The 15,656-nt window shown below is 59.1% G+C and carries 11 protein-coding genes; 7 read left to right on the top strand and 4 right to left on the bottom strand.

Features of this window, described 5'->3' with window-relative positions:
• Nucleotides 1–39: 39 nt before the first annotated feature.
• Nucleotides 40–777, bottom strand: coding sequence for an isochorismatase family protein (locus G5253_RS14490; protein WP_266134824.1), 738 nt, complete (start codon nt 775–777; stop codon nt 40–42).
• 192 nt (nt 778–969) lie between these two features.
• On the opposite strand from G5253_RS14490, the gene G5253_RS14485 reads away from it, so the two are divergent.
• The gene (locus G5253_RS14485; protein ID WP_421203605.1) at nt 970–1,905 is read left to right on the top strand and encodes a LysR substrate-binding domain-containing protein; all 936 of its coding nucleotides are present in this window, start codon (nt 970–972) and stop codon (nt 1,903–1,905) included.
• Between the two features lie 6 nt (nt 1,906–1,911).
• Here the strand turns inward: G5253_RS14485 and G5253_RS14480 are convergent, their stop codons facing one another.
• Entirely contained in the window at nt 1,912–2,820 is a 909-nt protein-coding gene (locus G5253_RS14480) for a LysR substrate-binding domain-containing protein (protein WP_421203603.1), read from the bottom strand.
• Nucleotides 2,821–3,096: 276 nt separating this feature from the next.
• Between G5253_RS14480 and metE the strand changes: the two genes are divergently transcribed.
• Both metE and G5253_RS14470 read left to right on the top strand, forming a co-directional pair.
• Complete coding sequence (gene metE / locus G5253_RS14475) at nt 3,097–5,358, top strand: 5-methyltetrahydropteroyltriglutamate--homocysteine S-methyltransferase (RefSeq protein ID WP_421203601.1); 2,262 nt, start codon at nt 3,097–3,099, stop codon at nt 5,356–5,358.
• A 173-nt stretch (nt 5,359–5,531) separates the two neighbouring features.
• Nucleotides 5,532–6,281 carry a substrate-binding periplasmic protein gene (locus tag G5253_RS14470; RefSeq protein ID WP_266134828.1) on the top strand — a complete coding sequence of 250 codons (750 nt, stop codon included), beginning with the start codon at nt 5,532–5,534 and terminating at the stop codon, nt 6,279–6,281.
• Between the two features lie 36 nt (nt 6,282–6,317).
• Here G5253_RS14470 and G5253_RS14465 read toward each other — a convergent pair whose 3' ends face one another.
• The gene (locus G5253_RS14465; RefSeq protein WP_266134829.1) at nt 6,318–7,181 is read right to left on the bottom strand and encodes a LysR family transcriptional regulator; all 864 of its coding nucleotides are present in this window, start codon (nt 7,179–7,181) and stop codon (nt 6,318–6,320) included.
• 166 nt (nt 7,182–7,347) lie between these two features.
• Between G5253_RS14465 and G5253_RS14460 the strand changes: the two genes are divergently transcribed.
• From G5253_RS14460 to pflB, 4 genes are all read left to right on the top strand, one after another.
• Nucleotides 7,348–8,781: a glycoside hydrolase family 1 protein gene (locus tag G5253_RS14460; protein WP_266134830.1), complete on the top strand. Its 1,434-nt coding sequence runs from the start codon at nt 7,348–7,350 to the stop codon at nt 8,779–8,781.
• Nucleotides 8,782–8,974: 193 nt separating this feature from the next.
• The gene (gene ycaO, locus G5253_RS14455) at nt 8,975–10,735 is read left to right on the top strand and encodes a 30S ribosomal protein S12 methylthiotransferase accessory factor YcaO (RefSeq protein WP_005352574.1); all 1,761 of its coding nucleotides are present in this window, start codon (nt 8,975–8,977) and stop codon (nt 10,733–10,735) included.
• Nucleotides 10,736–11,116: 381 nt separating this feature from the next.
• Nucleotides 11,117–11,965: a formate transporter FocA gene (gene focA / locus G5253_RS14450; protein WP_005333620.1), complete on the top strand. Its 849-nt coding sequence runs from the start codon at nt 11,117–11,119 to the stop codon at nt 11,963–11,965.
• Nucleotides 11,966–12,011: 46 nt separating this feature from the next.
• Nucleotides 12,012–14,294, top strand: coding sequence for a formate C-acetyltransferase (pflB, locus tag G5253_RS14445; RefSeq protein ID WP_005352571.1), 2,283 nt, complete (start codon nt 12,012–12,014; stop codon nt 14,292–14,294).
• Nucleotides 14,295–14,851: 557 nt separating this feature from the next.
• Here pflB and G5253_RS14440 read toward each other — a convergent pair.
• A complete protein-coding gene (locus tag G5253_RS14440) occupies nt 14,852–15,286 on the bottom strand; it encodes a YcgN family cysteine cluster protein (protein WP_005361134.1) in 435 nt (144 codons plus the stop codon).
• Between the last annotated feature and the right edge of the window lie 370 nt (nt 15,287–15,656).

The following is a 15,656-nucleotide window of genomic DNA, read 5'->3' as shown; positions in this document are numbered from 1 at the left end:
ATAAAGAAGCCTTCGGTCATCTGACCGAAGGCGGGCGAGTTACGACTTCTTGGCACCCTCTTGCATCTGCCACACCAGGGTGGCGAAAGGCATGTCGAGGGCGTTGTAGACATCGTGCGCCTTGGGGTCGACGTTGCTGCGTAGCATCTCGACCGCGGCAGAGGCGTAGTCGGTGACCGGGATACCGGCCCCCAGCAAGCGTTGCAGCCCAGTGGTGCGCTTGGCTTCGTTGAAGGTGCCGGAAGCATCGAGCACCACCCGGGCATCATAGCCGGCAGCCTTGGCAGAGAGGGCCGGGAAGCTGGCGCAGATCTCGAGGGATACCCCGGCGATGATCAGCTGTTTGCGGCCGGTCTTCTCAATGGCGGCGTGCACGGCGGGATCGTCCCAGGCGTTGATGACGGTGCGGTTGATCACCTTCACATCCGGCAGGGCACTGGTCAGTTCGGGCATGGTGGGGCCCCACATGCCATCGGGCATGGTCGCGGTCACGATCACCGGCACGCCGAGGGCGCGGGCGGCGTTGGCCAGCGCCACCACGTTGTGCTTGAGCTCGCCCACCGTGGTGTCGCGCACGCCGCTCAGCAAGCCGACCTGATGGTCGACCAGCAGCAGTACCGCATTGTCTCGGGAGAGCATCTCCAGATAGCGGTTGGGTGATACAGTCGGATGGCTGGCAGCCTCGGCGGCCATGGCCGGTGTCGCTGTGGTGGCCAGCGTGGTGGTCAGGGTCGCCAGACCGAGCAGGGTGGCAGAGCAGATTTGTCGCAGTTTCATGGTGAACTCCTTGTGATATTGGAACAGTCAAACGGCCCTTGCTGGTGGGGCGGATTGCCCGCGCAGCAACCGTCTGATGGGGACAGGGCCATTATGATGGCTGCAAAAATGGCGACAATCTGGTGAAATAGGTTCTTATCGTTCTATTGGTGGAACGATGTGAATGCACCTCACCCTGACCAAGGCTGCCCGATGACACCACTGGAACTTGATTTGAATGATCTCTATCTCTTCACCCATGTGGTGCAGCGACAGGGATTCACTGCCGCTGCGCGGGCGCTTGGCGTGCCCAAGTCGCGGATCTCGCGCCGGATCCGGCTGCTGGAGGAGCGGCTGGATACCCGTCTGCTGCAACGTACCTCACGCCAGCTCAGCCTGACCGATGCCGGTGAGGTGCTCTATCGCCACTGTCAGGCGATGCTGGCCGAGGCGCAGGCCGGAGAGGCGGCTGTGCGGCAACGGCAGCAGGAGCCGAGCGGTCTGGTGCGGATCAGCGTGCCCATTACCATCGCCGATGCGCTGCTCGCCCGCTTGCTGCCCGCTTTTATGGCGCAATACCCCAAGGTGAGGCTCGCCGTGCAAGCCAGCAACCGGCAGGTGGATCTGCTGGAGGAGGGGCTGGATGTGGTGATCCGCGGGGTGGCCTTCGAGCAGCCCCCCTCCAGTCTGGTGCAGGTACCGCTCTGTACGGTGCAGTGGGGCGTGCTGGCGACCCCGTCGTGGCTCTCCCGCCACGGTGCACTGATGCATCCGCGCCAGCTGGAGGGAGAGGATGCCCTGCTCTTCAGCTCGCTGGAGCGTCAGGCTGATCTGCTGCGGCTGCGGCACGACAGTGGGGAGAGTGAGGAGGTGACGGTCAATGTGCTGCTGCGCAGCGACAATGTGCAAACCCTCAAACAGGCGGCGCTGGCGGGGCTAGGAATGGTGGGCTTGCCACTTTACGCCTGCGTGGGTGAGTTGGCGGATGGGCGGCTGCAACAACTGTTGCCCGAGTGGCGTCCCAAAGATGGCAAGCTGGTGATGCTCTATCCCGCGCGGCGTGGTCTGTCACCGGCGGTCAGGGCCCTCATCGACTTTATCAAGGCGCAGTTGCCTGCTCTGCTGGCAGAGGTCGGTCAGCCACGCTGAGGAGGGCTATCCCTCCATCTTGCGGCGAATGCGCTCGAACAGGCTCTGCAGGCAGGCTTGATCCCGATCGGCGGCCCGCACCGCGCCGTACATATGGCGACGAATACCGCTGCCGAGGGGGCGGGCGCAGAGCATCCCCTGTCTGACAAATTCGTCGCTGGCCCAGCGCGGCAGGGCGGCAACCCCGAGGCCGGCGGCGGCCATCTGCAGCATCACCGAGGTGTTGTCCACCGGCTTGCAGCGGGCGGGCTCCACCCCGGCGGGTTGCAAAAAGCGGCTGAAGATATCCATGCGGTTGCGCTCCACCGGATAGACCAGCAGCACCTCCGGCCCCAGATCGCCCGGCTCGATGCGGTTCTGGTGGCAGAGGGGATGATCCGGCGCCATCACCAGAGTCAGATCAAAGGCAAACAGCGGCTCGAAGTGGAGATCGCCGCGGGCCTGCACGTCCGAGGTGAGCAGCAGGTCAAGCTGGCCGCCTAGCAGGGCATTGATGGCATCAAAGCCCGGCACCGACTCCACCTCCAGATCCACCCCAGGCCACTGGCGGCGAAAATCGGGCAACAGCGGCAGCAGCCACTGGATGCAGCTGTGGCAATCGAGCGCCAGATGCAGCCTGCCCGCATCGCCGCTCTGCAGGGCTTGCAACTGTTTCTCGGTCTGGGCCAGAGCGGGCAATACCTGACGGGCGAGGGCGAGCAGCTGGCTGCCTGCTGCGGTTAGCACCAGCGGGCGACTTTTGCGCAGGTAGAGCTCCAGATTGAGGCGGGTCTCCAGCTCTTTGAGCTGGTGGGAGAGGGCGGACTGGGTAAGGTTGAGTGTCAGCGCCGCACCGGCCAGCGAGCCCTGCTCGGCCAGCGCGGTCAATGTTTTCAAGTGTTTGATCTCTATCCCTGCATTGCTTGGCACTGCCATAAGATGGCTCCTTGTGAGATTGCGTATGGCGCTGAGGTTACGGTCGGCGGTGGCCTGCTGCGCTTCTTGACTCCGGCACCTCTTGCACCTGTAAACATCGGCCTCTGTATCCTCGCGGTGAACCTGATTGGCGGTCAGTTGAGGATTATTTGAGAGCCACTTGAAGAGGATTCAATAGCCAGCGTCACCTTATCTTGTCATTTTGGATGTGTAAACATCTGGATGGCTAAATCATCCAGTTTCCCATCAGATGAATGAGCATAAGGAAATGAACCTATGACACGAGCACACACCCTGGGCTTCCCCCGTATCGGCGCCAAGCGCGAGCTGAAATTTGCCCTCGAATCCTACTGGCGTGGCGAGACCACTCAGGCCGAACTTGTTGCCGTGGGCAAGACGCTGCGTGAGCGCCACTGGCAGGCCCAGCACGGCGCCGGGGTCAATCTGCTGCCGGTGGGGGACTTCGCCTGGTACGATCAGGTGCTCGGCACCAGTTTGCTGGTGGACGCGGTGCCTGCCCGCCACCGTCATGGCGAGACCGATCTCGACACCCTGTTCCGGGTGGCCCGCGGCCGTGCGCCGACCGGCCCGGCGGCGGCCGCCGAGATGACCAAATGGTTCAACACCAACTATCACTATCTGGTGCCGGAGTTCAGCCGTGATCAGCGTTTCAAACTGGGCTGGAGCCAGTTGTTTGACGAGGTGGAAGAGGCCAAAGCGCTGGGGCTGCCGGTCAAGGCGGTGCTGCTGGGACCGGTCTCATATCTGTGGCTCGGCAAGGAGAAAGAGAGCGGCTTCTCCCGCCTTGAACTGCTCGATCGCCTGCTGATTGTCTATCAGGAGATCCTGGCCAAGTTGGCCGCCCAAGGGGTGGAGTGGGTGCAGATCGACGAACCGGCGCTGACGCTGGACCTGCCGGACGAGTGGCGGCTGGCCTACCTCAACGCTTACGAGCGCCTCGCGGGCCCCTGCAAGCTGCTGCTCACCACCTATTTCGGTTCGGTGGCTCATCAGCGCGACATTATCACCAGCCTGAAAGTGGATGGCCTACATCTGGATCTGGTGGCCGCCCCCGAACAGCTGGAGACCCTGGTGCCGCATCTGCCCGCTCAGTGGGTCATCTCCGCCGGGGTGATCAACGGCCGCAACGTCTGGCGTGCCAATCTGGCCAAGCTGGCGCCGACTCTGAAGGCACTGAAAGCCAAACTCGGCGAGCGGCTCTGGGTGGCCTCATCCTGCTCATTGCTGCACAGCCCGGTGGATTTGACCCTGGAGCAGGAGCTGGATCCCCAGACCCGCAGCTGGTTCGCCTTCGCCTTGCAAAAGTGCTATGAGCTTGGGCTGCTCAGAGAGTATCTGGATGGGGGCGAGCTCGACAAAATCACCGCCTACAGCCAGCCCATCGTGGATCGGGAGTCCGACAGCCGGGTGCACAAAAAAGCGGTGCAGTCACGGCTCGCCAGCCTCACCAACAGCGATTTTGATCGCCACAGCCCCTATCCGGTCAGGGCCGAGCTGCAGCGCTCGGATCTCAAGCTGCCGCTGCTGCCCACCACCACCATCGGCTCCTTCCCGCAGACCTCGCAGATCCGGGTATTACGGCAGGATTGGCGCGCCGGTCGCATTGATGACAGCGCCTACGAGGCGGGCATTAAGGCCGAGATCCGCGATGCCATCGCGCGTCAGGAGGCCATCGGGCTGGACGTGCTGGTTCATGGTGAGGCCGAGCGCAACGACATGGTGGAGTATTTTGGTGAGCTGCTGGATGGCTTTGCCATCACCCGCTTCGGCTGGGTACAGAGCTATGGCTCACGCTGCGTCAAGCCGCCGGTGATCACCCGCGATATCGACCGCCCGACCCCCATGACGCTCGAATGGACCCGATTTGCCCAGAGCCTGACCGACAAGCCGGTCAAGGGCATGCTGACCGGACCTGTGACCATCCTCTGCTGGTCCTTCCCGCGGGAAGATGTGAGCCGCGAGCAATCCGCCCTGCAAATCGGCCTTGCCATTCGCGACGAGGTGGCAGATCTGGAAGCCGCTGGCATCAAGATCATCCAGATCGACGAACCGGCGATCCGCGAAGGCTTGCCCCTGCGCAAGCAGGATCATCAGGCTTATCTCGACTGGGCGGTGCGGGCCTTCCGTCTGAGCGCGAGCCCGGTGGCGGACAGCACCCAGATCCACACCCACATGTGCTACAGCGACTTCAACCTCATCATCGAGGCGGTGGCGGCGCTGGATGCGGATGTGATCACCATCGAGACCAGCCGCAGCCAGATGCAGCTGCTCGAAGCGTTCGAGCGCTTCAACTACCCCAACGAGATTGGCCCGGGCGTCTACGACATCCACTCGCCGAACGTGCCGAGCCAGAGTTGGATTGAGGGGTTGCTGCGCAAGGCGGCCAAGCAGATCCCGGCCGAGCGGCTCTGGGTCAACCCGGATTGCGGCCTCAAGACTCGCGGCTGGGAAGAGACTGAGGCCGCCCTCAAGGTGATGGTCGATGCCACCAAGGCGCTGCGGGCCGAGCTGGCGTAACCGGCAAGCCGTGACCGCCATCGGTAAGGTGGCGTGATGAAAAACGAACGAGAGAGGGGAAGCCACTGCTTCCCCTCTCTTTTTGCTGGCCACTTGTTTCACTGGCTTCTGATCCTTGCCGCAGCCGCTTTGCACTAGGCTCAGAGGTGGCAGAAGTGGATGGAGTCGCGGCCATGAGAGTCAGTCTGGGGAGCGCAATCCTGTGGGGATTGCTGATGTGGCAGAGTGCATGGGCGGCGCCAGCGGCCGAGTTGAAGCTGGTCTACTTTGACGACTTTGCCCCATATTCGTGGCGTGACGAACAGGGCAAGATGCGCGGGCTGATGATCGACGTGATGGAGCGGGTGGCTGCGCAGATGGGGCTGCGGGTGCGCCATGAAGGTTATCCGTGGCAACGGGCGCAAAAACTGGTGCGGATGGCGCAGGCCGATGGCTTTGTCACCATCGCTACTCAGGAACGGCGCAGCTATACCCTGGTTGTGGAAGAGCCGGTCACTACCACTGTGCTAACCATTTTTACCCAGCGTGCCCATCCCCGCATGGCGGAATTACAGCGTGCTAGCCGCTTGAGTGACTTCAAATCGCTTACCTTTCTCGACTATTTCGGTAACGGCTGGGGCAAGGAGAACCTGGCGGGCTTCACCGTTCATCACACCATCAATGTCGATAACGTTTTCAAAATGCTGGCGGCGGGTCGGGGGGACCTGATGGTGACCGACCCACTGGTGGCTCGTTTCAAACTCAACCAGCTGGGATTGTCCGGGCAGGTGGTCGAGGTGCCGCTGCAGCTTGCCTCTACCCCGTTCAATCTCTGCATCGGCAAGCACTCCCGCTTCAATACCCGGATAACCGAGTTCAACCGTGCCCTGCAACAGCTGCGACAAAGCGGCGAGTTGGCGCGTATCGTCGAACGCTATCGTTGATGCGCGGCCGCCATCTGCTGTTTGCCAACAGCGTGTCTATTTTGGCGCCATATCGGCGATGGTTGCCCAGAAGGCATCGATCAAGGGCCCCTTGCTGTGGGGCGGACGGATAAGGCCAATGGTCCAGCAGGCTTCCCCGTCTCTCAAGGGGAGGGTGAGCACATCCGGGTGCTCTATGGTGGTGGAGGAGGGGACCAGGGTCCAGGCGATCTCTGCCGCCGCGGTGGCGACGCCAGCGGCGAAGTCGTTGACGTACTGGATATCGCGAAAACGCAGTCCGCTCTGGGCCAGATAGTTCATCAGGTGATCGTAAAACGACGGGGCCTTGTCCCGACGCAGGATCGCCAGCGGCTTGTCCACCAGATCCGCCAACTCCCTCACATCGCGGTAGCTGGCGGGCAGTACGGCGACAAAGTGGGCTTCGACCACCGGCAGGGCGTGCCACCCCTTGGGGGCGGGCAGGCGGCAAAAACCGAGATCCAGCTTGCCTTCACTGAGCGCCAGCAACTGGTGGTGGGTGGAGAGATCGTTGAGCTCGATGGTCACTTGCGGCCGCTCGGCGCGAAAGCGGGCGATGGCGGCGGGCACCAGGATCTTGGTGGCCACGCCAAAGCCGATGCGCAGGGTGCCGACATTGCCCGCCAGCACGTCGCGGGCGGTGCGCGAGAGCTGCTCGCTCTGGATGACCACAGCGCGGGCATCCTCATAAAGCGCCCTGCCCAGTCCGGTGAGGCGAGTGGTGCTGGCATTGCGCTCGAACAGCTCGCCGCCCAGCTCCTCCTCCAGCCGCCTGATCTGTTTGCTCAGGGCCGATTGAGTAACATGCTGGCGTACCGCCGCCTGGCCGAAGTGCAGTACCTCCCCCAGGGTGACGAAGGCTTTCAGATCCCGTAGCTCCATCAGGGCTCCTTTCATTCCTGTTGGGAATGTTGAGTGGTCATATTTGTCATTGGACGGAATTTTAGAAGTGATGGATGCTTATGCCAATTCATTTCGGGCGCCCCGACAGGGGGCACCGAGTTATCAGAGATGGCTGACACCATCAGCGCAGAAGGAGCAACACCAGATGCATCACCACAAGTTCAACGACTTCCCGAGCGATTTTCTGTGGGGCGCCGCCTCCGCTGCCTATCAGGTGGAGGGGGGCTGGAATGCCGATGGCAAGGGGCCCTCGGTGTGGGATCTCTTCACCAAGCTGCCGGGCAAGACCTTTGAGGGGAGCAACGGCGATGTGGCGGTGGATCACTACCACCGCATGGAAGAGGACGTGGCGCTGATGGCCGAGATGGGGCTCAAGGCTTACCGCTTCTCGGTGAGCTGGCCACGCATCTATCCCACCGGTCGGGGGGAGGTGAACGAGGCGGGTCTGGCCTTCTACGAGAAGCTGATCGACACCCTCTTGGCCCACCAGATTGAGCCGGTGCTGACCCTTTATCACTGGGATCTGCCGCAGGCGCTGCAGGATGAGTACGGCGGCTGGGAAGACCGACGCATTATCGAGGATTTCGAGCGCTACTGCGTGACCCTCTATCAGCGTTTTGCCGGCAAGGTGAAGTACTGGGTGTCGCTTAACGAGCAGAACTACAACCTGACCAACGCCTATCAGCTCGGCACCCATCCGCCTGCCGTGCAGGATCGCAAGCGCTTTTTTGCCGCCAACCACATCGCGTTTCTGGCCAATGCCCGGGTGATCAAGGCGTTTCGCCAGCATGTGCCAAATGGCCTCATCGGTCCGAGCTTTGCCTACTCCCCTGCCTATCCGGCGTCGTGCGATCCGAAAGATATGCTGGCCTATGAGAACGCCGAGGAGTTCAACAACCTCTGGTGGCTGGATGCCTACTGCTTTGGCCGCTATCCCCAGGCGGCGCTCGCTTACTTGCGAGAAAACGGCGAGGCGCCCGAGATCCTGCCGGGCGATATGGAGTTGCTGCGCGAGGGGACGCCCGACTACATCGGCGTCAACTACTACTACACCCTGACCTACACAGATAACCCCTTGGGCGGTCAGACCCTGCAGCGGATCAACACCACCGGCAAGAAGGGCACTACGCCGTCCAGTGGCATCCCCGGCCTCTACAAGACGGCGCCCAATCCGCACCTTGAGACCAGCAACTGGGATTGGGCCATCGACCCGACCGGTATGCGTATCGCCCTGCGTCGCCTCTCTTCCCGCTATGGCCTGCCGCTGATGATCACCGAGAACGGTCTTGGCGAGTTCGACAAGCTGGAGGCGGGCGACAAGGTGAACGATGAGTACCGCATCGATTACCTGCGCAGCCACGTCAAGGCGTGCCAGGAGGCGATGCAGGATGGGGTGGAATTGCTCGGCTACTGCGCCTGGTCGTTCACCGACATCCTGAGCTGGCTCAACGGCTACCAGAAGCGCTACGGGTTCGTCTATGTGGAGCGTGACGAGCAGGGGGGCTCCCTTCGCCGGATCAAGAAGGCGAGCTTCCACTGGTACAGCCAGGTGATCGCCTGCCAGGGCAAGCAGCTCTGACGGTTTATCGCGTCGCGTAACCAGCGGGCCCGGGCAATCCCCGGGCCCGCGCTGTTTGTGGCGGGGGAGCGGGGATAAGCCGGTTTCTCAACGTGCGACTCATCCCTGTTTGCTGATTTTTGTCCTGCCAAAGCCGCCGACCCCTGCTATTATCTGCGGCCGAACATGAGCCAATAAAAATCAGGATATCGTGATGACTGACCACACTTTTATTCCCGGCAAGGACGCGGCGCTGGAAGACTCCATCGAACGCTTCCAGACCAAGCTGCAAGCCTTGGGCTTTGATATTGAAGAGGCCTCCTGGCTCAACCCCGTGCCGAACGTCTGGTCGGTGCATATTCGCGACAAAGAGTGCGCCCTCTGCTTCACCAACGGCAAGGGTGCCAGCAAGAAGGCGGCCCTCGCGTCTGCCCTTGGCGAATATTTCGAGCGTCTCTCCACCAACTACTTCTTCGCCGACTTCTATCTGGGCGAGCAGGTCGCCAACGGCGATTTCGTTCACTACCCGAACGAGAAGTGGTTCCCCATCGAGGGTGACCAGTTCCCGGCCGGTCTGCTCGACAGCTTCACCCGCAAGTTCTACAACCCGGACGGTGAAGTGACCGCCGACATGCTGGTGGATCTGCAGTCAAACAACGAGGAGCGCGGTATCGTCGCGCTGCCGTTCGAGCGTCAGTCCGATCACGAGACCGTCTACATCCCGATGAACATCATCGGCAACCTCTATGTCTCCAACGGCATGAGCGCTGGCAACACCAAGACCGAAGCGCGCACCCAGGCGCTCTCCGAGGTGTTCGAGCGCCACGTGAAGAACAAGATCATCGCCGAGGCCATCAGTCTGCCGCTGATCCCGGACGAGGTGATTGCCCGTTATCCGGGGATTGCTGCCTCCATCGCGGCGCTGGAAGCGGAAGGCTTCCCCATTTACAGCTTCGATGCTTCACTGGGTGGCCGCTATCCGGTCATCTGCGTGGTGCTGCTCAACCCGAGCAATGGCACCTGCTTTGCCTCCTTCGGCGCCCACCCGCGCTTCGAAGTGGCCTTCGAGCGTACCGTCACCGAGTTGCTGCAGGGCCGTGGTCTCAAGGATCTCGACGTGTTTGTGCCGCCGTCATTCGACAACGAGCAGGTGGCGGATCACCACAACCTCGAGACCCACTTCATCGACTCCTCGGGCCTTATCAGCTGGGATCTGTTCAAGCAGGATGCGGACTTCGAGTTTGCCGACTGGGATTTTCGTGGCACCTCGCAGGAGGAGTTTGATCACCTGATCGGTATCTTCCACGAGCTGGAGCAGCCGGTCTATATCGCCGACTACGAGCATCTGGGTGTCTACGCCTGCCGCATTCTGGTGCCGGGCATGTCCGACATCTATCCTGCCGAAGATCTGCTGCTGGCCAACAACAATATGGGCGCCAACCTGCGCGAAGTGATCCTGGCACTGCCATCACTTGATTGGGATGCCGAGCAGTACATGGCGTTGTTTGATCAACTGGATGAAGAGGGGCACGACGAGCGCACCCGTGTACGCGAGCTGCTGGGCATCGCCGCTGCCAAGGGGACCGCGCTGCACACCCTGCGCGTTGGCGAGCTGAAAGCCATGCTGGCGCTGGCCGCAGGTGAGCTGGAGACGGCGCTGGACCTCATCGACTGGACTATGGAGTTCAACCAGTCGGTGTTTACTGCCGAGCGTGCCAGCTACTACCGCGCCCTGCGTGCCTGCGTCGAGTTGTTCCTCGACGAGGAGCGGGATCCGGAGCAGTATCGCGCCGTCTTCACTCGCATGTATGGCGAAGAGACGCTGGCACAGGCATGGGCCAACGCCACTGGCGAAGCACGCTTCCACGGTCTGGAGGCGGCCGACCTGTCGCTCTCCCAGTTCCCGCTGCACCAGAAGCTGCTGGCGGCCTACGAGAAGCTGCAGAAGGCCAAGCGAGCCCATCACTGGGCGTGATCGTTGCTGTAAAGGAAGGGGCCGTGTGGCCCCTTCTGTTTATCGTGCGGCAAGGCACGGGATTGTTATTCAAAGATGAAATAAAAAACAAAAAATACCCCTAAGGGGGTTAATGACAGGGCAGGGGATGTGCTGGCGATCTGCAAAGATATCTTGCCAATACCATATTTCCATGATCGAAAATAAATTCTTTAAAATCATTGCATTAAAAATGTGATATTTCTGTTTCAGCTGATACCTGGTGTAAAGTGGCGTAGCCATCGCACTAAAATATTTGTAGTAAAATTACATTCGCACTCTGATAAACTTGATCAATGTCAATTTTGGCTATTTGGCCCTTTGTTATGATTTCAACAGGCAAAACATTCAGGTAGAAAATAATTGAAAGCTGAATCTCCATTCGATTGTCTCAAGCCCGAAGCCATCGCTGCACTGGCTGAAGACATCACCTATGCCAAGGCTACCAAGCCGGCATACAAGGTCATTCCACTGGCCATCACCGCAGGCGCTTTCATCGCCATCGCATTTATCTTCTACATCACAGTGACGACCGGAACCGGCTCCATGCCTTGGGGTATGGCCAAGTTGGTGGGCGGTCTCTGCTTCTCTCTCGGACTTATTCTCTGTGTGTTGCTCGGTGCCGAGCTGTTCACCTCCACCACCCTGACGCTGGTAGCCAAGGCTGCCAATCGCATCAGCTGGGCTCAGCTGCTCAAGAACTGGGGGCTGGTCTACTTCGGCAACCTGATTGGCGGTCTGCTGATGGTGGCGCTGATCATCGTTTCTGCCGAGTACACGGCAGCAGACGGCCAGTGGGGTCTCAATGCCCTGAAAGTGGCCCAACATAAAATTCACCACACCTTCTTCGAAGCGGTGGCGCTGGGTATCCTCTGTAACCTGATGGTATGTCTTGCTGCCTGGATGGCTTTTGGTGCCCGCAGCGCGACTGACAAGGTAGTGGTTATGCTGCTGCCGGTTGCCATGTTCGTTGCATCAGGTTTCGAGCACAGCATCGCAAACATGTTTATGATTCCGGTTGGTATCGCTATCCACAGCGTGGCTAGTCCGGAATTTTGGCAGGCCATCGGCCAGGATCCGGCAACCTTTGCTGACCTGACCGTATCCAACTTCGTCCTACACAACCTCATCCCCGTGACCATCGGCAATATCATCGGTGGTGGCGTGATGGTTGGTCTGACTTACTGGTTTATCTTCCGTCGTCATCATTAAGGATGATTGCGGGATACTACATCAATACCGTGTGAGGTAATGAAAAATGGCAGAACTTAACGAACAGTTCCAAAAAGCATGGGAAGGCTTCGCGGCCGGTGAATGGCAGACCTCTGTCAACACCCGTGACTTCATCCAGAAGAACTACACCCCGTATGAAGGTGACGAGTCCTTCCTGGCTGGCGCGACCGAAGCGACCACCAAGCTGTGGGACAAGGTCATGGAAGGGATCAAAATCGAGAACCGCACTCATGCGCCGGTTGATTTTGATACTGACCTGCCCTCCACCATTACCGCACACGATGCCGGTTATATCGATCAGAGCCTGGAGCAGATCGTTGGTCTGCAGACTGACAAGCCGCTGAAGCGCGCCATCATCGCCAACGGCGGTATCAAGATGGTTAAAACTTCTTGCGAAGTGTACGGTCGTCAACTGGACCCGATGGTCGAGAAGATCTTCACCGAATACCGCAAGACTCACAACCAGGGCGTGTTTGACGTTTACACCAAAGACATCCTGAACTGCCGCAAGTCTGGTGTTATCACCGGTCTGCCGGATGCCTACGGCCGTGGCCGTATCATCGGTGACTACCGTCGTGTTGCTCTGTACGGTGTTGACTTCCTGATGGCCGACAAACTGGCCCAGTTCAAGTCCCTGCAAGCTGACCTGGAAAACGGCGTCAACCTGGAAGCCACCATCCGTCTGCGCGAAGAGATCTCCGAGCAGCACCGTGCCCTGGCACAGATGAAGGTGATGGCTGCCAAGTACGGTTGCGATATCTCCGTACCGGCCAAGAACGCCAAAGAAGCCGTACAGTGGACCTACTTCGCCTACCTGGCGGCAGTCAAGTCCCAGAACGGTGCTGCCATGTCCTTCGGTCGTACCTCCAGCTTCCTGGATATCTACATCGAGCGTGACCTGCAGAAAGGCCTGATCACCGAGCAAGAAGCCCAGGAGCTGATGGACCACATGGTCATGAAGCTGCGTATGGTTCGCTTCCTGCGTACTCCGGAATACGATTCACTGTTCTCCGGCGACCCGATGTGGGCGACCGAGACCCTGGCTGGTATGGGCGTTGATGGCCGTACTCTGGTCACCAAGAACAGCTTCCGTATGCTGAACACCCTGTACACCATGGGCCCGTCCCCTGAGCCGAACCTGACCATCCTGTGGTCCGAGAAGCTGCCGGTCGGTTTCAAGAAGTACTGTGCCAAGGTATCCATCGAGACCTCTTCCGTTCAGTACGAGAACGACGATCTGATGCGTCCGGATTTCAACAACGATGACTACGCCATCGCTTGCTGTGTATCCCCGATGATCGTTGGCAAGCAGATGCAGTTCTTCGGTGCTCGTGCCAACCTGGCCAAGACCATGCTGTATGCAATCAACGGTGGTATGGACGAGAAGCTCAAGATCCAGGTCGGTCCGAAAACCGAGATGGTCAAGTCCGAGTACCTCGACTACAACGACGTAATGGATCGTCTGGACCACTTCATGGATTGGCTGGCCAAGCAATACGTTGCTGCGCTGAACATCATCCACTACATGCACGACAAGTACAGCTACGAAGCCTCTCTGATGGCGCTGCACGACCGTGACGTATATCGCACCATGGCGTGTGGTATCGCTGGTCTGTCTGTAGCCGCTGACTCCCTGTCTGCCATCAAGTACGCCAAGGTCAAGCCGATTCGTGACGAAGATGGCGTTGCCATCGACTTCGAAATCGAAGGCGAATACCCGCAGTTCGGTAACAACGACGCTCGCGTCGATGATATCGCCTGTGACCTGGTTGAGCGCTTCATGAAGAAGATTCAGAAGCTGAACACCTACCGTGGTGCTGTTGCTACCCAGTCTGTTCTGACCATCACCTCCAACGTGGTATATGGCAAGAAGACCGGTAACACCCCGGATGGCCGTCGTGCTGGTGCTCCGTTCGGCCCGGGTGCCAACCCGATGCACGGTCGTGACCAGAAGGGTGCTGTTGCTTCCCTGACTTCCGTAGCCAAGCTGCCGTTCGCTTACGCTAAAGATGGTATCTCCTATACCTTCTCCATCGTTCCGAACGCACTGGGTAAAGATATGGAAGCCCAGAAAGCCAACCTGGCTGGCCTGATGGACGGTTACTTCCACCACGAATCCAACGTAGAGGGTGGTCAGCACCTGAACGTTAACGTGATGAACCGTGAAATGCTGCTGGACGCCATGGAAAACCCGGAGAAATATCCGCAGTTGACCATCCGCGTATCCGGTTATGCCGTTCGCTTCAACTCTTTGACCAAAGAGCAACAGCAAGACGTCATCACCCGTACCTTCACTGCTTCTCTGTAATCGAGACATAGTGAGCAAAAACCGGCGCCAAGGCGCCGGTTTTTTTATGCGTGCGATTCAGGGGGAGTAATCATCCCCTGTGAATCGCCCCCAGTTCCATCGCAACCACAACAGTTGTTACTGGGGATTTGAAGAGGATCAAGGGGAGGGGCTCACTAGGATTGACCTAGGCCCCGTCTGTAATGCGATTATGCTTTATTCGCGCTCTAAGGGGATAGGCGGTTGCTCTGCCTGCCATTGCATCAGTGTTGCTATGGCTCGTGGAACAGCTGAGCAGGTTTAAGGGGTGAACAGAGGCGCCATCGCGGGTATCAAGCAATACCCATAAGCCTGTGACTATGGAATCATTCTCTGCCTCTGCCTCTGCCTCTGCCTCTGCCTCTGCCTCTGCCTCTGCCTCTGCCTCTGCCTCTGCCTCTATCTCTCTCAATGCGCAGCTTGGAGGTGGTCTGGTTTAGCCAGCCAGATATGTGTGAAGCTACAAACCCTGCTTGCAGAAACAACAAGGGCTGCACATTGTGCAGCCCTTGTCTCTGGAGAATAGCGGGTTGAGCGTGTCAGCTGGCCCAGGTGATGATGTGATCGATCCATTCACCCGCCTGATCCTCGTGAATGACTTTGCCACGGACGGATTGACCAGCCTGATGCATCGCGGAACGACTGCCGGTCAGCAGAGGATGCCATTCTGGAAGAGCGTCACCTTCAGACAGCAGGCGATATGCGCAGGTTGAGGGGAGCCAGTCATATTCGGTGATCTTGTCATGGGTGATCTGCAGACAGTCAGGCTCTTTTTTGAAACGATTGGCGTAATCAGAGCACTGACAGGTCTTGGTGTTAAGCAAATTGCAGGCGACATTGGTGAAAACCAGTTCGTCGGTATCTTCATCGATCAGCTTGTTGAGGCAGCATTTTCCGCAACCATCGCAGAGGGATTCCCATTCGGATTCAGTCATCTGCTGCAGACTCTTGGTCTGCCAAAAGGGGGCTTGCATCATACCGCTCACTTATTACACCTGATAAAACGCGTGGTTATACCCCTTGTTACCCGGTATTTCAAGGAGAGGGTCACTCCGGTGGGCAAATTGTCGTGATCAGCTCAAATGAATGCAATGACTTTCAGCCTCATCATATTGCTCAAACGGGTTCGCTGGTGGGCAGGAAGTCCCGCAGGTTTGAATACTTGGGCTGCATGATTGTCCAGTTCAGGTTTTATTTTCTGCTTCTTTATCCGTTACATCTTTTGATGTTTGTCTGCTTGCAGCAAGCAGGGTCAAATGATCTCCGATGCCTACCGTCAGGCTGTTGCAAGCTTGTCTTTCAAATAAAGCAGCTGGTCACATATTGTTTGCGCCCTTCTGTCAA

It is taken from the genome of Aeromonas sp. 602658 (assembly GCF_049173005.1).
Lineage (GTDB): Bacteria > Pseudomonadota > Gammaproteobacteria > Enterobacterales > Aeromonadaceae > Aeromonas > Aeromonas veronii_A.
The sequence above is the reverse complement of the archived record's forward strand: the minus strand, read 5'-3'. Positions and strand labels throughout refer to the sequence as shown.